Source organism: Comamonas kerstersii (genome assembly GCF_002056725.1).
Lineage (GTDB): Bacteria > Pseudomonadota > Gammaproteobacteria > Burkholderiales > Burkholderiaceae_C > Comamonas > Comamonas kerstersii.
In genome coordinates this window covers 1,766,484-1,786,141 of record NZ_CP020121.1, presented here as the reverse complement: position 1 = coordinate 1,786,141, position 19,658 = coordinate 1,766,484, and the positions used below count along the sequence as shown (strand labels likewise).

Sequence of the window (19,658 nt, the reverse complement as noted above, 5' to 3'; positions counted from 1 at the left end):
ATGGCGCGTTTTTTTATCGATCGCCCGGTCTTCGCCTGGGTGATCTCGCTACTGATCGTGCTGGTCGGCATCCTGTCGATCCGCGCGTTGCCGGTGGCTCAGTATCCCGACATCGCTCCGCCGGTGGTCAACGTCGGCGCCAGCTATCCCGGCGCCTCGGCCAAGGTGGTCGAAGAGGCCGTCACCGCCATCATCGAACGCGAGATGAACGGCGCCCCGGGGCTGATGTACACCTCGTCCAGCAGCGATTCGACGGGCTGGGCCAGCATCAACCTGACCTTCAAGCAAGGCACCAATCCGGACCTGGCGGCCGTGGAAGTGCAGAACCGCCTGAAGGCGGTGGAGCCGCGCCTGCCCGAATCGGTGCGTCGCGACGGCGTGCGCGTGGAGAAGGCGGCCGACAACATCCAGCTGGTGGTGTCGCTGAAATCGGACGGCAGCCTGGACGACATCCAGCTGGGCGAGCTGGCCGCCTCCAACGTGCTGCAGGCCCTGCGCCGCGTGGAAGGCGTGGGCAAGGTGCAATCCTTCGGCGCCGAAGCCGCCATGCGCATCTGGCCCGATCCGGCCAAGCTGACGGCCATGTCCCTGACCCCGGGCGACATCGTCACGGCCCTGCGCAGCCATAACGCGCGGGTCACCATCGGCGAACTCGGCAACCAGGCCGTGCCCAAGGACGCCCCGCTGAACGCCAGCATCGTCGCCGGCGAATCCCTGCGCACGCCCGAGCAGTTCGGCAACATCCCGCTGCGCGCGCAGCCGGACGGCGCCACGCTGCGCCTGAAGGACGTGGCCCGGGTCGAGCTGGGCGGCACCGACTATATGTACCTGTCGCGCGTCAACGGCATGACCGGCACCGGCCTGGGCATCAAGCTGGCGCCCGGGTCGAACGCGGTGGAAACCACCAAGCGCATCCGCGCCACGATGCAGGAGCTGGCCCAGTACTTCCCGCCGGGGGTGACCTGGGACATTCCGTACGAGACCTCCACCTTCGTGGAGATCTCCATCAAGAAGGTGCTGATGACGCTGCTGGAAGCCGTGGCCCTGGTGTTCTGCGTGATGTACCTGTTCATGCAGAACTTCCGCGCCACGCTCATTCCGACGCTGGTCGTGCCCGTGGCCCTGCTGGGCACGCTGGGCGTGATGCTGGGCCTGGGCTATTCCATCAACGTGCTGACGATGTTCGGCATGGTGCTGGCCATCGGCATCCTGGTGGACGACGCCATCGTCGTGGTGGAGAACGTCGAGCGCATCATGGCCGAGGAAGGCCTGCCGCCGCGCGAGGCCACGGTGAAGGCCATGGGCCAGATCAGCGGCGCCATCGTGGGCATCACGGTGGTGCTGGTGTCGGTGTTCGTGCCCATGGCCTTCTTCGACGGCGCGGTGGGCAACATCTACCGCCAGTTCGCGGTGACGCTGGCCGTGTCGATCGCGTTCTCGGCCTTCCTGGCGCTGTCGCTGACGCCGGCGCTGTGCGCCAGCATGCTCAAGCCCATCGCCGCGGGCCACCACGAGAAGCGCGGCTTCTTCGGCTGGTTCAACCGGGCCTTCGCGCGCCTGACCACGCGCTATACGGCGCGGGTCTCGGGCGTGCTGGCGCGGCCAGTGCGCTTCGGCCTGGCCTACCTGGCGGTGATCGCCGCGGTGGCGCTGCTGTTCGCGCGCCTGCCCTCCTCCTTCCTGCCGGACGAGGACCAGGGCAGCTTCATGGCCATGGTCATCCTGCCCCAGGGCTCGCCGCAGGCCGAGACCATGGCGATGGTGAAGGAGGTCGAGCGCTACATGATGGAGCACGAGCCCGTCGCATACGTTTATTCGGTCAACGGCTTCAGCAACTACGGCAGCGGACCGAACTCGGCCATGTTCTTCGTCACGCTGAAGGACTGGAAGCAGCGCGGCGCCGCCGACCTGCACGTGAATGCGGTGGTCGAACGCATCAACGCCGCCTTCGCCGACCGCAAGAACGTCATGGTGCACGCGCTGAACTCGCCGCCGCTGCCCGACCTGGGCTCCACCTCCGGCTTCGACTTCCGCCTGCAGGACCGCGGCGGCCTGGGCTACGAGGCCCTGACCCAGGCCCGCCAGCAGCTGCTGGCGGCGGCGGCCAAGCATCCCGCGCTCACCGAGGTCGTCTTCGCCGGCCAGGAAGACGCCCCCCAGCTGCAGCTGTTCGTCGACCGCGACAAGGCCCAGGCCATGGGCGTGACGATCGACGAGATCAACACGGCGCTGGCGGTGATGTATGGATCGGACTACATCGGCGACTTCATGCTCAACGGCCAGGTGCGGCGCGTGACCGTGCAGGCCGACGGCAAGAGCCGCGTCAAGGTGGACGACGTGTCGCGCCTGCACGTGCGCAACCTGCAGGGCCAGATGGTGCCGCTGTCCGCCTTCGCCACCCTGACGTGGTCGATGGGGCCGCCGCAGCTCAACCGCTACAACGGCTTCCCTTCGTTCACGATCAACGGCTCGGCGGCGCCGGGTCACAGCAGCGGCGAAGCCATGCGCGCCATGGAAGCCCTGGCGGCCGACCTGCCGCGCGGCATCGGCTTCGACTGGTCGGGCCAGTCCTACGAGGAACGGCTGTCCGGCAACCAGGCGCCCGTGCTGTTCGCGCTGTCGGTGCTGGTGGTGTTCCTGGCGCTGGCCGCGCTGTATGAAAGCTGGTCCATCCCGCTGGCGGTGATCCTGGTGGTGCCGCTGGGCGTGATCGGCGCGGTGCTGGGGGTGACGTTGCGCGGCATGCCCAACGACATCTACTTCAAGGTCGGCCTCATCGCCACCATCGGGCTGTCGGCCAAGAACGCGATCCTGATCGTGGAAGTGGCCAAGGACCTGGTGCGCGACGGCCAGGGCATCGTGTCCGCCACCCTGGAGGCGGCAAGGCTGCGGCTGCGCCCCATCGTGATGACCTCGCTGGCCTTCGGCGTGGGCGTGCTGCCCCTGGCGCTGGCCACCGGCGCGGCCTCGGGCGCCCAGGCCGCGATCGGCACGGGCGTGCTGGGCGGCATCATCACCGCGACGGTGCTGGCCATCTTCCTGGTGCCGCTGTTCTTTCTCATCGTGGGCCGCGTGCTGGGCACGCGCGTCCGCCCCTTGCGTCCGCAAGGCCGCGAAACGCTGGAGACCTCGCCATGAAGGCTATGGCAATGACCCTGCTTGCGCTGGCCCTGGCCGGCTGCTCGCTGGCCCCCAAGTACGAACGCCCGGCCGCGCCGGTCCCGCAGGCCTATGACACGCCCGCCGCCGAAGGCCTGGCGGCCATGCCGCAGGATTGGCGCGGCTACTTCAACGACCCGGCGCTGCAAGCCTGGATCGAAGCCGCGCTGAAGAACAACCGCAACCTGCGGGTGGCGGCGCTCCGCATCCAGGAAGCGCGCGCGCTCTATGGCGTGCAACAGGCCGACCGCCTGCCGTCCATCGACGGCGTGGGCGAGTACAGCCGCGGCCGCGACGCCGAACCCGGCCAGCCGCGCATGCCCGTGGCGGACCGCTACCGCGCCGCCGTCGGCATTTCCGCGTTCGAGCTGGATTTCTTCGGCCGCGTGAAAAGCCTGAGCGACGCCGCCTTGTCGCGCTACCTGGCCAGCGAGGAGGCGCACCGCGCCGCCACGCTGTCGCTGGTCTCGGAAACGGCGACGGCCTATTTCAACCAGCGCTCGCTGGCCGAGCAGTTGCGCCTGACCGAGAGCACCCTGGCGGTGCGCGAGGCCTCGCTCAAACTCACGCAGCGCCGCTATGACGCTGGATTGGAAACGGCCGTGGGACTGCGCACCGCGCAGATGCTGGTGGAGTCGTCGCGCGCCACGCACGCCGAGCTGAGCCGCGAGTACCGCCAGGCCGTGCATACGCTGGGCCTGCTGGCGGGCGACTTTTCCCTGCCGCCCGACGCCGACGCCGTCACGCTGGAAAGCCAAAGCCTGACGCCGCTGGCGGCCGGCCTGCCGTCCACGCTGCTGGTCCGGCGCCCGGACCTGCGCCAAGCCGAAGACACGCTGCGCGCCGCCAACGCCGACATCGGCGCGGCGCGCGCGGCGTTCTTTCCGTCGGTGCAGCTGACGACGGACATCGGCACCACCGCCGGCAGCTTCTCGGACCTGTTCGGTTCAGGCACGGGCACCTGGAGCTTCGTGCCCAAGCTGACGCTGCCCATCTTCAACGCCGGGCGCAACAGCGCCAACCTGTCGCTGGCCGAAACGCGCAAGGACATCGCGGTGGCGCAGTACGAAGGCAGCATCCAGCAAGCCTTCCGCGAAGTGGCCGACGCCCTGTCCGCGCGCGACACGCTGCGCGCCCAGATCGACGCCCAGCGCAAGGTCCGCGACGCCGACCGCGACCGCCAGCGCCTGACCGAAAGACGCTACGAACGCGGCGTGGCCAGCTACCTGGAAATGCTGGAAGCGCAGCGCAGCCTGTTCGAATCCGAGCAGGAGTTCATCCGGCTGCAACAGCGCCGGCTGGTCAATGCGGTGGAGTTGTACAAGGCCTTGGGAGGCTGGGAACAGGCGGACCCGCCGGGCATTTCCGGTTGATGCGCTGGCGGGCTACGCGCGCCGCAGGCCGGAATTCCTGTTCCGGCCTTTCGACGCGGCCCCATCCCGCCGTCAGCTTTTCTCGATGCGATAGGCGCAGCGGCGCGCGCCCGCAAGGATATGCTCTTCGCGCCGCACCTGGACCTCGTCGCCCAGCACCTTGTGGAAGAGTTCCAGCTCGCTGCGGCAAAAGCCCATACAGGCTTTGGCCGCGGAGCAGATCGGGCAATGGTTCTCGATGAAGAGATAGTCCTTGCCGTCCTTGCGCAGCTCGGCCATGTAGCCTTCCGCGGACCGCACTTCCACCAGCCGCTCCAGCCTTTCCTTGAGGCTGCGGGCGCCTTGCATGGCCTGGCGGTAGCCGTTCAGCATGGCCGTCTCGCGCGCCTGGATCAGCTTTTCGACGCCATCCTCGCCGAACACCTGGCGGATGGCGCCTATCATCTGCACCGTCATTTCGGCATGCGTGTCCGGAAAGCGCCCATGCCCCGCTTCCGTCAGGAACCAGATCTGCGTAGGCCGGCCCCGGCCCGCGCTCTGGCTTTCCGAATCTACCAATCCCTCGGCATGCAGGCGGGCCATCTGCTGGCGCACGGCCTCGGCCGTCACGTCCATGGCCTTGGCGATGACCGCGACCGATTGCGGGCCGCGCGTCTTCAGGGTCATGAGCACGCGGTCCGCCGGTTGATGCTGCCAGGCGACGGGATGGGACGGGCTGTCGGACATGGATGTGGGGTCTCCGGATAGGTGCCTATGGTGCCACGAACCGCGCCTGGCGGTCAGCCGGCGGCCGCTTGCGGCGCCGCCTCGGGCGCTTCCCAGCCGCCGCCCAGCGCCTTGTACAGCGCGATCAGGCGGGTATAGGACTCGGTCTCGGCGACGGCCACGGCGTCCTGGGCGCGCAAAAGCGTACGCTGCGCGTCCAGCACCGTCAAATACGGCGCGCTGCCTTCGCGGTAGCGCAGCTGCGCCAGCTCCGCCGCCCTGCCGCTATGCACGGCGGCCTGCGCCAGGCTGCCCAACCGCTGCTGCGTCTGACCGTATTCCGTCAGCGCCGACTCCAGCTCCTCGACCGCGCGCAGCACGGTCTGCTCGTAGCTGGCGACGGCGCCATCGGAGCGCGCCACCGCGCCGCGCTTGCGCGCCAGTGCCGTCGGCAGGTGGAAGGCGGGCCAATTGGCATTGGCCGCGACGCTGAAGGCGCGGCTGGCCGACGAACCGAAATCCGCGCCGCGCAAGGCGACGAAGCCCAGGAAGCCGCCCAGGTCTATGCGCGGGTACAGCTCGGCGGTCGCCACCCCCACGTCGGCGTTGGCGGCGGCCATGTTGCGTTCGGCCGCCAGCACGTCGGGGCGGCGCGACAGCAAGGCGCTCACGTCGCCGATCGGCAGACGGGTGTCCAGCGGCGGCAGCACCCTGTCCCCGTCCAGTTCGCCCAGCTCCACCGGCCGCAGGCCCGCCAGCACCGCGATCCGGTACTGCGCCAGCCGCCGGGCGGCGATCTGCACCGGCACGCTGGCCTGCACGGTCTCCAGCTCGGCGCGCGCGCTGGCCAGATCGCCCTCGTCACCGCGGCCGGCCGTCACCATGGCCTGGATCACGCGCAGGCTGTCGCGCTGGCTGTCCAGGTTGGCGCGCGCCACCGCCAGGCGCTGCTCCGCGCCGCGCAGTTCGAAATAGTTGCGCGCCACTTCTGCGGCCACCACGATGCGGGTCTGGGCCAGGTCGGCGGCCTGCGCTTCGCTGCGCGCGGCCGCGCCTTCCGCCGCCCGGCGCAGCCGGCCGAACAGGTCCAGCTCCCAGGTGGCGTCGAAGCCCGCCCGGTAGCTCTGCGCCAGGTTGCGCTGGCCGGCGCCGGCGTTGGCCTGGGACAGACTGCGCTCATAGCCTCCGCCCAAAGTGACCGCCGGCAGCTGGTCCAGCTGCTTCTCGTCCAGCGCCGCGCGCGATTCGGCCAGCCGCGCCTGCGCGATGCGTATGTCCAGATTGCGGGCCAGCGCCAGTTCGATCAGGCGGTCCAGCTGCGGGTCCTGCAATTGCTTCCACCAGTCGCGCTGCAGCCGGTCGGCGGAGAAGCGGGCCTGCTCGGGGCTGGCCAGCGTCACCGGCGCGGATTGGGGCTTGTGGTAGTCGGGGCCGACGGCGCAGCCCGCGGCGGCCAGCGCCGCCAGCAGTACCACGGCGCCGCGGCGCAGACGTTGGGATAGTTGGGAATTCTTCATGATCGTTTCCTTCGGCTAGGCGGCGGCGCCCGGCACGGCGGCGTCCTCTGCCTGGGCCAGCGCCAACTCCTTGGCGCGTGGCGTGTCGTGCGCCGCGCGGTGGTCGCGGGCGAACACGGTGTAGACGGTGGGCAGCACGAACAGCGTGAACAGCGTGCCGACCAGCAGCCCCACCACAATGACGAGGCCCAGGCTGTAGCGGCTGTGCGCGCCCGCGCCGCTGGCGAACAGCAACGGGATCAGGCCCATGACCATGGCGGCGGTCGTCATCAGGATGGGGCGCAGGCGGATGCGGGCGGCCTGCTCCATCGCGGCGCGCCGGTCCAGCCCGTGGCTGACCTGCATCTCGTTGGCGAACTCCACCATCAGGATGCCGTGCTTGCTGATCAGGCCGATCAGCGTCACCAGCCCGATCTGGGTATAGATGTTGACGGTCGCCATGCCCAGCGCCAGCGGGATCAGCGCGCCGCAGATCGACATGGGCACGCTCACCAGGATGATGAAGGGATCGCGCAGGCTCTCGTACTGCGCGGCCAGCACCAGGTAGATCACGATGATGGCGAAGATGAAGGTGATCATCAGCGCCGAGCCTTCCTGGCTGTACTGGCGCGCATCGGACTGCCAGTCGTAGCTGAAGCCGGCGGGCAGGAACCTGGCCTGTTTGGTCAGAAACTGCACCGCGTCGCCCATGGTGACGCCCGGCATGGGGATGGCCTGGAAGGTGGCGGCGTTGAGCTGGTTGAACTGGGTCAGCTTGTTCGGCTCCACGCCCATGGACACCGTCACGATGTTCGACAGAGGCACCTGCTCGCCGCTGGCGCTCTTGACGTAGTAGCGCGCCAGCGATTCGGGCGAGATGCGCTGTTGGCGCAGGCTTTGCGGAATCACGTCATAGGAGCGCCCGTCCATGCCGAAGCGGTTGACGTAGTTTTCGCCCACCAGCACCGCCAGGGTGTCGCCGATGGCCTTCATGGTGACGCCCAGGCTGTTGGCCTTGGCGCGGTCCACCTTCAGCTGCACCACCGGGTTGTTGTAGTCCAGGTCGCTGTCGACCACCATGAACAGCCCGCTTTCGCGCGCCGCCTTCTTCAAGCCTTCCATGGCCTCGTAGACCACGGGGTAGTCCGACGCGCTCATGATGACCATCTGCACCGGCAGCCCGCCGGTGGAACCCGGCAGGGACGGCAGCTGGAAGGCGAAGATGTTGCTGCCTTCGACCTGGTTCACCATGGATTGCATGTCGGCCTGGATCTGGTCGGCCGAACGCTGGCGCTTTTCCCAGGGCACGAAGTCCACGCCGCCGATGCTGTTGGACACGCCGTCGGAGCCGTTGATCAGCCAGCGCCCCTGCTGCTCGGGCAGGGTCTTCATCACGTCGTCCCACTTGCGGCCGAACTTCTCCACATAGTCGATATTGGCGTGCTGCGGCGACTTGATCGCGGTCAGCACGGTGGACTGGTCTTCCACCGGCGCCAGTTCGCGCTGCGCGGCGTTGTACAGGAACGGCACGCTGGCCAGCACCGCCACGGCGAGCAGGCCGGTGACCCAGCGGTGATGCAGCGAAACATCCAGCAAGCGGCCATAGGCATCGCCCAGACGTCCGAAGAAATGCTCGGCGCGGCGCGCCATCCAGCCTTCGGAGACGCGGCTGTTCAGCAGGAAGGAACTCATCACCGGCGACAGGGTCAGCGCGATGACGCCGGACACGACCACCGCCCCGGCCAGGGTGAAGGCGAATTCCTTGAACAGCGAACCGGTAAGCCCGCCCATCAGGCCGATGGGCGCATAGACGGCCGCCAGCGTGATCGTCATGGCGATCACCGGTCCCGCCACCTCGCGCGCGCCGATGAGGGCCGCGCGCACGGGCGATTTGCCCTCTTCGATGTGCCGGTGCACGTTTTCCACCACGACGATGGCGTCGTCCACCACCAGGCCGATGGCCAGCACCATGGCCAGCAGGGTCAGCAGGTTCACGCTGAAGCCGAACAAGGCCATGATGGCCGCGCCGCCCAGCATGGACAGCGGTATGGTCAGCACCGGAATGAGCACGGCGCGCAACGACCCCAGGCACAGGAAGATCACCGCCACCACGATGACGATGGCTTCGATCAGCGTATGCACCACGCCGTCGATGGAGGCGCTGATGAAGCGCGCCAGCTCGAACGGCACCTGCACGCTAGTGCCCGGCGGCAGGTTCTGCTTGATGTTGGGCAGCAGCTCGTTCAGGCGCTTGACGATGACCAGCGGATTGCCCACCGGCGTGGCGTTCAGCCCGAAGTGCGTATAGGAAGTTCAAACGCCCTTTTCGGGCAGTCTGCTGGGTAGGCGGCGGTCGCGCAAGCCCCGTTTTGGGCACGGATCGGACGTCTGTGAGTGGGATTTCGGCATCGCGGGGCCACGCAGCGGCGTTGTCAGCAGCCATGCTTCGCTGATTCCCGACAGCGGGCCGAGCGCCGCCCTGCGGATCGTGGCCGCATCGGCTCGGATTCCGGTTTCGCCGTCGGCTGTGCAGCCGGCAGATCGTCACGCGGCTTGCACTGGCGGCGCGCGCGCTGCGGGCCTGTAGTGCGCTTCTTCCCGCGCGCCGTGCTTCTCGAAGTGGGCGAGGATGGCGCGGATGGCGGTGGGTTCCTCGATGCTGGCGACGATCCGCACGGTGCCACCGCAGTGGACGCAGGCGGTGACGTCGATGGAAAAGACCCGCTTGAGAGGGACCAGCGCCGCCAGCTTGGCGATGAAATCCACCGGATCCCATTCCACATGCGTGGTGCCATTGCGCCACGGGGTCTTGAGCTGGTAACGCACCCTGCCCTGGAGCGCTATCGACAGCCGCTTCTCGCTGATCGCCGGGCGCGTGATGTAGCGGCACAGCTTTTCCAGCTTGTGGCTTTCGTGTGCTTCGGCCGCCACGCCGGCATGCAGTGAGAAGCCGCCGACCTTGCCGGCTTCGCCCTCCAGCGAACCGGCGTCACCGGGCAGCGTTTGCAGCGTGACGACCTTGCAGCCAGCGTCGCGGCCGGTGGCGATGCGGTAGGTGATCGAACTCATCCGCAGCCCATCCATGCTGTCGTCGCCTGCAGCGCTGTCTGCCAGGAAGGCCGATTCGCCCTCCCCTTCGAGCCAGCCTTTGCGCGTCAGGTGCCGACACACCCGGTGCGCGATGGTAGCTGCCAGCTGGGTCAACTGCGCGGTGGTGGGCGCACGGGCGCGGTGCAGGCGCAGTTCGCGCCGCGGCAGCTCGGTGGCTTCCACGTACACGCCGTCGAGCCACAGCATGTGGAAGTGGATGTTCAGGTTCAGCGCGCTGCCGAAACGCTGGATCAGCGTCACCGCGCCGCACTGGGCGCTGGCGCGGTCGATGCCGGCTTGATCGGCCAACCAGCCGGCGATCACGCGCTGCACGATGCCCAGCACCGGGCCAATGGCTTCTGGCTTGCTGGCGAACAGGAAACGCAAGGGGTACGGAAAGCTCAGCACCCATTGCCGCACAGGCCGCGGGCCGAACACCTCCTCGACCAGGTGCCGCGCACTCTCGGCCATGCGTCGCGCGCCGCAACTCGGGCAGAACCCGCGCTTCTTGCAGGAGAAGGCCACCAGCCTCTCTGCACGGCAGTGCTCGCACACCACCCGCAGGAAGCCGTGCTCGAGTACGCCGCAACGCAGGTAGGCATCGAACGCCTCGCGGACATACCCGGGCAGCGAGCGGCCCTCCGCTTCGATCCGTGCAATGAAGTCCGGGTAGTGCGCCTCTACCAACGCGTACAGCAGCGTGCGCTCGGGCGCGTGGCGCGCGTACCGCGAACCGGTGTGGGCGGACGGCAGTGGCGCGCATCCCGCGGCTTGCCGCCGGGATGTGGCGAGGCGCGGCACGCAGCGCTCCGGTGCGGGGACGGCTGCTCAGTGTTGCGCCTGTGTTCGCACGTTCGTATCGGTGCGTTCTGATCTTCGCGTCAGACATTGCCGCGGCGCGGGCACAACAAAAAGCCCGGCATCGCTGCCGGGCTCCGGCCCCGTCCTTGGGGCCTTGATGTCGGGTCGTTGCCGGGATCGGACCGCGCTGGCGCGGTCCGGTTCCCTGACGACCGGGCCAACCGGATCAGAAATCCATGCCGCCCATGCCGCCCATACCGCCAGCACCCGGCATGGCCGGCTCTTCCTTCTTCGGCACTTCGGCCACGACCACTTCGGTCGTGATCGCAAGGCCGGCGACGGAAGCGGCGTGCTGCAGGGCCGAGCGGGTCACCTTGGTCGGGTCCAGGATGCCCATGGCGATCATGTCGCCGAACTCGCCGGTGGCGGCGTTGTAGCCGTAGCTGCCTTCGCCGGCCTTGACGTTGGCCACGATCACGCTCGGTTCTTCACCGGCGTTGGCCACGATGGCGCGCAGCGGGGCTTCCAGCGCACGGCGGGTGATGGCGATGCCCAGGTTCTGGTCTTCGTTGATGCCCTGCCAGGGCAGATCCGTGCACAGCACCTTGCCGTAGAAGAACAGCAAGGCCGCCAATGCCTGACGATGCGTGGAGACCGAAACCTTGCGCTCGTTCGCCAGCCAGGACAGAAATGCCTCGACTTCGCTGCTGCCCAAGGTTGCCGGGTGACGCACACCGTGGAAACGGATGAAGGCACGAACCCAGTGGACATAAGCCTGTTCGGTTGGTAAGCTGTAATGCAAGTAGCGTATGCGCTCACGCAACTGGTCCAGAACCTTGACCGAACGCAGCGGTGGTAACGGCGCAGTGGCGGTTTTCATGGCTTGTTATGACTGTTTTTTTGTACAGTCTATGCCTCGGGCATCCAAGCAGCAAGCGCGTTACGCCGTGGGTCGATGTTTGATGTTATGGAGCAGCAACGATGTTACGCAGCAGGGCAGTCGCCCTAAAACAAAGTTAGGCATCACAAAGTACAGCATCGTGACCAACAGCAACGATTCCGTCACACTGCGCCTCATGACTGAGCATGACCTTGCGATGCTCTATGAGTGGCTAAATCGATCTCATATCGTCGAGTGGTGGGGCGGAGAAGAAGCACGCCCGACACTTGCTGACGTACAGGAACAGTACTTGCCAAGCGTTTTAGCGCAAGAGTCCGTCACTCCATACATTGCAATGCTGAATGGAGAGCCGATTGGGTATGCCCAGTCGTACGTTGCTCTTGGAAGCGGGGACGGATGGTGGGAAGAAGAAACCGATCCAGGAGTACGCGGAATAGACCAGTCACTGGCGAATGCATCACAACTGGGCAAAGGCTTGGGAACCAAGCTGGTTCGAGCTCTGGTTGAGTTGCTGTTCAATGATCCCGAGGTCACCAAGATCCAAACGGACCCGTCGCCGAGCAACTTGCGAGCGATCCGATGCTACGAGAAAGCGGGGTTTGAGAGGCAAGGTACCGTAACCACCCCAGATGGTCCAGCCGTGTACATGGTTCAAACACGCCAGGCATTCGAGCGAACACGCAGTGATGCCTAACCCTTCCATCGAGGGGGACGTCCAAGGGCTGGCGCCCTTGGCCGCCCCTCATGTCAAACGTTAGCCATTAAGGGAGTTAAATTGAAAATATCATTGATTTCTGCAGTGTCAGAAAATGGCGTAATCGGTAGTGGTCCTGATATCCCGTGGTCAGTAAAAGGTGAGCAACTACTCTTTAAAGCGCTCACATATAATCAATGGCTCCTTGTCGGAAGAAAAACATTTGACTCTATGGGTGTTCTTCCAAATCGCAAATATGCAGTAGTGTCAAAGAACGGAATTTCAAGCTCAAATGAAAACGTCCTAGTTTTTCCTTCAATAGAAAATGCTTTGAAAGAGCTATCAAAAGTTACAGATCATGTATATGTCTCTGGCGGGGGTCAAATCTATAATAGCCTTATTGAAAAAGCAGATATAATTCATTTGTCTACTGTTCACGTTGAAGTCGAAGGTGATATCAAATTCCCTATAATGCCTGAGAATTTCAATTTGGTTTTTGAACAGTTTTTTATGTCTAATATAAATTATACATACCAGATTTGGAAAAAAGGCTAACAATGCGTTGCAGCACCAGTCGCTTCGCTCCTTGGACAGCTTTTAAGTCGCGTCTTTGTGGTTTTGCTGCGCAAAAGTATTCCACAAAGCCGCAACTTAAAAGCTGCCGCTGAACTTAACGTTAGGCATCACAAAGTACAGCATCGTGACCAACAGCAACGATTCCGTCACACTGCGCCTCATGACTGAGCATGACCTTGCGATGCTCTATGAGTGGCTAAATCGATCTCATATCGTCGAGTGGTGGGGCGGAGAAGAAGCACGCCCGACACTTGCTGACGTACAGGAACAGTACTTGCCAAGCGTTTTAGCGCAAGAGTCCGTCACTCCATACATTGCAATGCTGAATGGAGAGCCGATTGGGTATGCCCAGTCGTACGTTGCTCTTGGAAGCGGGGACGGATGGTGGGAAGAAGAAACCGATCCAGGAGTACGCGGAATAGACCAGTCACTGGCGAATGCATCACAACTGGGCAAAGGCTTGGGAACCAAGCTGGTTCGAGCTCTGGTTGAGTTGCTGTTCAATGATCCCGAGGTCACCAAGATCCAAACGGACCCGTCGCCGAGCAACTTGCGAGCGATCCGATGCTACGAGAAAGCGGGGTTTGAGAGGCAAGGTACCGTAACCACCCCAGATGGTCCAGCCGTGTACATGGTTCAAACACGCCAGGCATTCGAGCGAACACGCAGTGATGCCTAACCCTTCCATCGAGGGGGACGTCCAAGGGCTGGCGCCCTTGGCCGCCCCTCATGTCAAACGTTGGGCGTCTTTTCAGTAGTGGTACTTGAGTTGAACGATCCAAAGGGCATCATCCGCCACTTTGTAAACCATTCGGTGCTCATCCGTAATTCGACGAGACCAATAACCGGCCAAAGCATGTTTTAATGGCTCTGGCTTGCCCACTCCAGAGAAAGGCTCTCGGGTGGTTTCTTTAATTAGCTTGTTAATTCGATCAACCATGCGGCGGTCTTGTTTTTGCCAGAACAGATAATCTTCCCATGCATCATCGGAAAAAATTAATCTCATTCGGCCAACTCCCGCGCCTGTCCTCGGCCCGCTTCAAGTTGCTCGATCGACTTGAAAAGCCGCTTGGCGTTGGCGGGGCTGCGCAGCAGATACGCAGTTTCTTCCAGCGCCTGGAAATCTTCCAGCGAGAGAATCACAACCGATTGGTCGCCGTTACGTGTGATGATCACCGGCTCATGATCGTTGCAAACACGATCCATGGTTCCAGCCAGGTTGGCGCGGGCGTGTGTGTAAGTGATAGCGTCCATAACATCCTCCGTACATGTACAGAAAATTGTACAACAAGAGCAACTCGAAGGCGAGGCAAAAAAACGCCCAACCCTTCAATCAAGTCGGGACGGCCAAAAGCAAGCTTTTGGCTCCCCTCGCTGGCGCTCGGCGCCCCTTATTTCAAACGTTAGACGGCAAAGTCACAGACCGCGGGATCTCTTATGACCAACTACTTTGATAGCCCCTTCAAAGGCAAGCTGCTTTCTGAGCAAGTGAAGAACCCCAATATCAAAGTTGGGCGGTACAGCTATTACTCTGGCTACTATCATGGGCACTCATTCGATGACTGCGCACGGTATCTGTTTCCGGACCGTGATGACGTTGATAAGTTGATCATCGGTAGTTTCTGCTCTATCGGGAGTGGGGCTTCCTTTATCATGGCTGGCAATCAGGGGCATCGGTACGACTGGGCATCATCTTTCCCGTTCTTTTATATGCAGGAAGAACCTGCATTCTCAAGCGCACTCGATGCCTTCCAAAAAGCAGGTAATACTGTCATTGGCAATGACGTTTGGATCGGCTCTGAGGCAATGGTCATGCCCGGAATCAAGATCGGGCACGGTGCGGTGATAGGCAGCCGCTCGTTGGTGACAAAAGATGTGGAGCCTTACGCTATCGTTGGCGGCAATCCCGCTAAGAAGATTAAGAAACGCTTCACCGATGAGGAAATTTCATTGCTTCTGGAGATGGAGTGGTGGAATTGGTCACTGGAGAAGATCAAAGCGGCAATGCCCATGCTGTGCTCGTCTAATATTGTTGGCCTGCACAAGTATTGGCTCGAGTTTGCCGTCTAACAATTCAATCAAGCCGATGCCGCTTCGCGGCACGGCTTATTTCAGGCGTTGGGCGAACCCGGAGCCTCATTAATTGTTAGCCGTTAAAATTAAGCCCTTTACCAAACCAATACTTATTATGAAAAACACAATACATATCAACTTCGCTATTTTTTTAATAATTGCAAATATTATCTACAGCAGCGCCAGTGCATCAACAGATATCTCTACTGTTGCATCTCCATTATTTGAAGGAACTGAAGGTTGTTTTTTACTTTACGATGCATCCACAAACGCTGAAATTGCTCAATTCAATAAAGCAAAGTGTGCAACGCAAATGGCACCAGATTCAACTTTCAAGATCGCATTATCACTTATGGCATTTGATGCGGAAATAATAGATCAGAAAACCATATTCAAATGGGATAAAACCCCCAAAGGAATGGAGATCTGGAACAGCAATCATACACCAAAGACGTGGATGCAATTTTCTGTTGTTTGGGTTTCGCAAGAAATAACCCAAAAAATTGGATTAAATAAAATCAAGAATTATCTCAAAGATTTTGATTATGGAAATCAAGACTTCTCTGGAGATAAAGAAAGAAACAACGGATTAACAGAAGCATGGCTCGAAAGTAGCTTAAAAATTTCACCAGAAGAACAAATTCAATTCCTGCGTAAAATTATTAATCACAATCTCCCAGTTAAAAACTCAGCCATAGAAAACACCATAGAGAACATGTATCTACAAGATCTGGATAATAGTACAAAACTGTATGGGAAAACTGGTGCAGGATTCACAGCAAATAGAACCTTACAAAACGGATGGTTTGAAGGGTTTATTATAAGCAAATCAGGACATAAATATGTTTTTGTGTCCGCACTTACAGGAAACTTGGGGTCGAATTTAACATCAAGCATAAAAGCCAAGAAAAATGCGATCACCATTCTAAACACACTAAATTTATAAAAAATCTAATGGCAAAATCGCCCAACCCTTCAATCAAGTCGGGACGGCCAAAAGCAAGCTTTTGGCTCCCCTCGCTGGCGCTCGGCGCCCCTTATTTCAAACGTTAAACATCATGAGGGAAGCGGTGATCGCCGAAGTATCGACTCAACTATCAGAGGTAGTTGGCGTCATCGAGCGCCATCTCGAACCGACGTTGCTGGCCGTACATTTGTACGGCTCCGCAGTGGATGGCGGCCTGAAGCCACACAGTGATATTGATTTGCTGGTTACGGTGACCGTAAGGCTTGATGAAACAACGCGGCGAGCTTTGATCAACGACCTTTTGGAAACTTCGGCTTCCCCTGGAGAGAGCGAGATTCTCCGCGCTGTAGAAGTCACCATTGTTGTGCACGACGACATCATTCCGTGGCGTTATCCAGCTAAGCGCGAACTGCAATTTGGAGAATGGCAGCGCAATGACATTCTTGCAGGTATCTTCGAGCCAGCCACGATCGACATTGATCTGGCTATCTTGCTGACAAAAGCAAGAGAACATAGCGTTGCCTTGGTAGGTCCAGCGGCGGAGGAACTCTTTGATCCGGTTCCTGAACAGGATCTATTTGAGGCGCTAAATGAAACCTTAACGCTATGGAACTCGCCGCCCGACTGGGCTGGCGATGAGCGAAATGTAGTGCTTACGTTGTCCCGCATTTGGTACAGCGCAGTAACCGGCAAAATCGCGCCGAAGGATGTCGCTGCCGACTGGGCAATGGAGCGCCTGCCGGCCCAGTATCAGCCCGTCATACTTGAAGCTAGACAGGCTTATCTTGGACAAGAAGAAGATCGCTTGGCCTCCCGCGCAGATCAGTTGGAAGAATTTGTTCACTACGTGAAAGGCGAGATCACCAAGGTAGTCGGCAAATAATGTCTAACAATTCGTTCAAGCCGACGCCGCTTCGCGGCGCGGCTTAACTCAAGCGTTAGATGCACTAAGCACATAATTGCTCACAGCCAAACTATCAGGTCAAGTCTGCTTTTATTATTTTTAAGCGTGCATAATAAGCCCTACACAAATTGGGAGATATATCATGAAAGGCTGGCTTTTTCTTGTTATCGCAATAGTTGGCGAAGTAATCGCAACATCCGCATTAAAATCTAGCGAGGGCTTTACTAAGCTTGCCCCTTCCGCCGTTGTCATAATCGGTTATGGCATCGCATTTTATTTTCTTTCTCTGGTTCTGAAATCCATCCCTGTCGGTGTTGCTTATGCAGTCTGGTCGGGACTCGGCGTCGTCATAATTACAGCCATTGCCTGGTTGCTTCATGGGCAAAAGCTTGATGCGTGGGGCTTTGTAGGTATGGGGCTCATAATTGCTGCCTTTTTGCTCGCCCGATCCCCATCGTGGAAGTCGCTGCGGAGGCCGACGCCATGGTGACGGTGTTCGGCATTCTGAATCTCACCGAGGACTCCTTCTTCGATGAGAGCCGGCGGCTAGACCCCGCCGGCGCTGTCACCGCGGCGATCGAAATGCTGCGAGTCGGATCAGACGTCGTGGATGTCGGACCGGCCGCCAGCCATCCGGACGCGAGGCCTGTATCGCCGGCCGATGAGATCAGACGTATTGCGCCGCTCTTAGACGCCCTGTCCGATCAGATGCACCGTGTTTCAATCGACAGCTTCCAACCGGAAACCCAGCGCTATGCGCTCAAGCGCGGCGTGGGCTACCTGAACGATATCCAAGGATTTCCTGACCCTGCGCTCTATCCCGATATTGCTGAGGCGGACTGCAGGCTGGTGGTTATGCACTCAGCGCAGCGGGATGGCATCGCCACCCGCACCGGTCACCTTCGACCCGAAGACGCGCTCGACGAGATTGTGCGGTTCTTCGAGGCGCGGGTTTCCGCCTTGCGACGGAGCGGGGTCGCTGCCGACCGGCTCATCCTCGATCCGGGGATGGACCGGCGATTGGTCCATGGCGAGACGGCCGACCTTGCGCCAACCGGCTTCGGGCAACAAGTCCGCGAAGCCATGGACCAGCGCCGCGAGCACCATATCGAACAGGGCGACGCCACCCGCAGCCGGGACAGCCGCGTCTTCTACCGGCGCAACCTTCTCGCCATCCTGCGGGAGCGCGAGGTAGCCGGCGTCGGATCGGATATGGCTTTGAGTAAGGGCCTGCCGTTCCGCGCCGCCACGGACGGCGAGAGCGTCAGCGGCAAGTTTACCGGAACCGTGCATCTATCGAGCGGCAAGTTCGCCGTGGTCGAGAAATCCCATGAGTTCACCCTTGTCCCGTGGCGGCCGATCATCGACCGCCAACTCGGCCGCGAGGTTATGGGCATCGTGCAGGGCGGGTCGGTGTCGTGGCAGTTAGGGCGGCAGAGGGGGCTGGAACGCTGAGTGCGCCCATGCCGCATTGCGAAGCAAAAGATAATCGGATAAAATGTAGCAATTCATATTCGTAAGCGTGGAGTAATCAGATGGGAAATTCCAAGTCAGCAGACAAGTAAGCCGCAACAACCAGTATTGTTGTTGCGGCGCTCTGTAAGGCTAGTCTCATCTGATTGCTGACGAGCAGACGTCGCCCGGTATTCCTTAATCGAGGGTTGATTCGTCATGACCACCACACGCCCCGCGTGGGCCTATACGCTGCCGGCAGCACTGCTGCTGATGGCTCCTTTCGACATCCTCGCTTCACTGGCGATGGATATTTATCTCCCTGTCGTTCCAGCGATGCCCGGCATCCTGAACACGACGCCCGCTATGATCCAACTCACGTTGAGCCTCTATATGGTGATGCTCGGCGTGGGCCAGGTGATTTTTGGTCCGCTCTCAGACAGAATCGGGCGACGGCCAATTCTACTTGCGGGCGCAACGGCTTTCGTCATTGCGTCTCTGGGAGCAGCTTGGTCTTCAACTGCACCGGCCTTTGTCGCTTTCCGTCTACTTCAAGCAGTGGGCGCGTCGGCCATGCTGGTGGCGACGTTCGCGACGGTTCGCGACGTTTATGCCAACCGTCCTGAGGGTGTCGTCATCTACGGCCTTTTCAGTTCGATGCTGGCGTTCGTGCCTGCGCTCGGCCCTATCGCCGGAGCATTGATCGGCGAGTTCTTGGGATGGCAGGCGATATTCATTACTTTGGCTATACTGGCGATGCTCGCACTCCTAAATGCGGGTTTCAGGTGGCACGAAACCCGCCCTCTGGATCAAGTCAAGACGCGCCGATCTGTCTTGCCGATCTTCGCGAGTCCGGCTTTTTGGGTTTACACTGTCGGCTTTAGCGCCGGTATGGGCACCTACTTCGTCTTCTTCTCGACGGCTCCCGGTGTGCTCATAGGCCAAGCGGAATATTCCGAGATCGGATTCAGCTTTGCCTTCGCCACTGTCGCGCTTGTAATGATCGTGACAACCCGTTTCGCGAAGTCCTTTGTCGCCAGATGGGGCATCGCAGGATGCGTGGCGCGTGGGATGGCGTTGCTTGTTTGCGGAGCGGTCCTGTTGGGGATCGGCGAACTTTACGGCTCGCCGTCATTCCTCACCTTCATCCTACCGATGTGGGTTGTCGCGGTCGGCATTGTCTTCACGGTGTCCGTTACCGCCAACGGCGCACTTGCGCAGTTCGACGACATCGCTGGATCAGCGGTTGCGTTCTACTTCTGCATCCAAAGCCTGATAGTCAGTATCGTCGGGACATTGGCGGTGACGCTGTTAAACGGCGATACAGCGTGGCCCGTGATTTGTTACGCCACGGCAATGGCAGTGCTGGTGTCGTTGGGGCTGGCGCTCCTTCGATCCCGTGATGCTGCCACCGAGAAGTCGCCAGTCGTCTAGCCGACGACTGGAAGCAAGCCCGCTCCGATGCGG

16 protein-coding genes and 3 pseudogenes are annotated in these 19,658 nt (G+C 61.4%); 11 read left to right on the top strand and 8 right to left on the bottom strand.

All coding sequences use genetic code 11. The features are described 5' to 3' along the window. Positions 1–3,138, top strand: coding sequence for a multidrug efflux RND transporter permease subunit (locus B5M06_RS08350; protein WP_054065466.1), 3,138 nt, complete (start codon positions 1–3; stop codon positions 3,136–3,138). After that, positions 3,135–4,532, top strand: a complete 1,398-nt coding sequence (gene oprZ / locus B5M06_RS08345; protein ID WP_054065467.1) for a multidrug efflux RND transporter outer membrane subunit OprZ — start codon at positions 3,135–3,137, stop codon at positions 4,530–4,532. The genes B5M06_RS08350 and oprZ overlap by 4 nt, the downstream gene beginning before the upstream one ends. Before the next feature lie 72 nt (positions 4,533–4,604). On the opposite strand, the gene B5M06_RS08340 is transcribed toward oprZ, so the two are convergent. From B5M06_RS08340 to intI1, 6 genes and pseudogenes are all read right to left on the bottom strand, one after another. Next, positions 4,605–5,258: a helix-turn-helix transcriptional regulator gene (locus B5M06_RS08340; RefSeq protein ID WP_054065468.1), complete on the bottom strand. Its 654-nt coding sequence runs from the start codon at positions 5,256–5,258 to the stop codon at positions 4,605–4,607. 53 nt (positions 5,259–5,311) lie between these two features. After that, positions 5,312–6,754 carry an efflux transporter outer membrane subunit gene (locus B5M06_RS08335; RefSeq protein ID WP_054065469.1) on the bottom strand — a complete coding sequence of 481 codons (1,443 nt, stop codon included), beginning with the start codon at positions 6,752–6,754 and terminating at the stop codon, positions 5,312–5,314. Positions 6,755–6,769: 15 nt separating this feature from the next. After that, positions 6,770–9,034 (bottom strand): annotated as a pseudogene (locus B5M06_RS08330) (efflux RND transporter permease subunit); the annotation flags it as partial. 243 nt (positions 9,035–9,277) lie between these two features. Next, positions 9,278–10,624 (bottom strand): transposase, encoded by a 1,347-nt coding sequence (locus B5M06_RS08320; RefSeq protein ID WP_080025203.1) that lies wholly within the window; start codon positions 10,622–10,624, stop codon positions 9,278–9,280. 226 nt (positions 10,625–10,850) lie between these two features. Continuing rightward, positions 10,851–11,204 (bottom strand): annotated as a pseudogene (locus tag B5M06_RS08315) (TCP-1/cpn60 chaperonin family protein); the annotation flags it as partial. Next, positions 11,205–11,504 (bottom strand): annotated as a pseudogene (intI1, locus tag B5M06_RS17430) (class 1 integron integrase IntI1); the annotation flags it as partial. It lies immediately after the preceding pseudogene. 160 nt (positions 11,505–11,664) lie between these two features. Here intI1 and B5M06_RS08310 point away from each other — a divergent pair. The 3 genes from B5M06_RS08310 (at position 11,665) to B5M06_RS08300 (ending at position 13,474) form a co-directional block, all read left to right on the top strand. Then, complete coding sequence (locus B5M06_RS08310; RefSeq protein ID WP_003159191.1) at positions 11,665–12,219, top strand: aminoglycoside N-acetyltransferase AAC(6')-Ib4; 555 nt, start codon at positions 11,665–11,667, stop codon at positions 12,217–12,219. A gap of 81 nt (positions 12,220–12,300) precedes the next feature. Continuing rightward, complete coding sequence (gene dfrA17 / locus B5M06_RS08305; RefSeq protein ID WP_001389366.1) at positions 12,301–12,774, top strand: trimethoprim-resistant dihydrofolate reductase DfrA17; 474 nt, start codon at positions 12,301–12,303, stop codon at positions 12,772–12,774. A 145-nt stretch (positions 12,775–12,919) separates the two neighbouring features. Further along, positions 12,920–13,474, top strand: a complete 555-nt coding sequence (locus B5M06_RS08300; protein WP_003159191.1) for an aminoglycoside N-acetyltransferase AAC(6')-Ib4 — start codon at positions 12,920–12,922, stop codon at positions 13,472–13,474. 72 nt (positions 13,475–13,546) lie between these two features. Here B5M06_RS08300 and B5M06_RS08295 read toward each other — a convergent pair whose 3' ends face one another. Beyond that, positions 13,547–13,801, bottom strand: a complete 255-nt coding sequence (locus B5M06_RS08295; protein WP_032492620.1) for a Txe/YoeB family addiction module toxin — start codon at positions 13,799–13,801, stop codon at positions 13,547–13,549. Further along, positions 13,798–14,049, bottom strand: coding sequence for a type II toxin-antitoxin system Phd/YefM family antitoxin (locus B5M06_RS08290; protein ID WP_032492621.1), 252 nt, complete (start codon positions 14,047–14,049; stop codon positions 13,798–13,800). Before B5M06_RS08290 ends, B5M06_RS08295 begins: the two co-directional genes overlap by 4 nt. 183 nt (positions 14,050–14,232) lie before the next feature. On the opposite strand from B5M06_RS08290, the gene B5M06_RS08285 reads away from it, so the two are divergent. The 6 genes from B5M06_RS08285 (at position 14,233) to floR (ending at position 19,625) form a co-directional block, all read left to right on the top strand. Then, positions 14,233–14,865, top strand: a complete 633-nt coding sequence (locus tag B5M06_RS08285; RefSeq protein WP_000186237.1) for a type B-3 chloramphenicol O-acetyltransferase CatB3 — start codon at positions 14,233–14,235, stop codon at positions 14,863–14,865. A gap of 118 nt (positions 14,866–14,983) precedes the next feature. Then, positions 14,984–15,814, top strand: coding sequence for an oxacillin-hydrolyzing class D beta-lactamase OXA-1 (locus tag B5M06_RS08280; RefSeq protein ID WP_001334766.1), 831 nt, complete (start codon positions 14,984–14,986; stop codon positions 15,812–15,814). Positions 15,815–15,926: 112 nt separating this feature from the next. Then, on the top strand, positions 15,927–16,718 hold the full coding sequence (gene aadA1 / locus B5M06_RS08275) for an ANT(3'')-Ia family aminoglycoside nucleotidyltransferase AadA1 (protein ID WP_001206316.1): 792 nt from the start codon (positions 15,927–15,929) through the stop codon (positions 16,716–16,718). 163 nt (positions 16,719–16,881) lie between these two features. Then, positions 16,882–17,229: a quaternary ammonium compound efflux SMR transporter QacE delta 1 gene (locus tag B5M06_RS08270; protein WP_000679427.1), complete on the top strand. Its 348-nt coding sequence runs from the start codon at positions 16,882–16,884 to the stop codon at positions 17,227–17,229. Continuing rightward, the gene (gene folP, locus B5M06_RS08265; RefSeq protein ID WP_054065446.1) at positions 17,223–18,194 is read left to right on the top strand and encodes a dihydropteroate synthase; all 972 of its coding nucleotides are present in this window, start codon (positions 17,223–17,225) and stop codon (positions 18,192–18,194) included. Before B5M06_RS08270 ends, folP begins: the two co-directional genes overlap by 7 nt. 216 nt (positions 18,195–18,410) lie before the next feature. Beyond that, positions 18,411–19,625: a chloramphenicol/florfenicol efflux MFS transporter FloR gene (gene floR / locus B5M06_RS08260; protein ID WP_054065445.1), complete on the top strand. Its 1,215-nt coding sequence runs from the start codon at positions 18,411–18,413 to the stop codon at positions 19,623–19,625. The last annotated feature ends 33 nt before the right edge of the window (positions 19,626–19,658 follow it).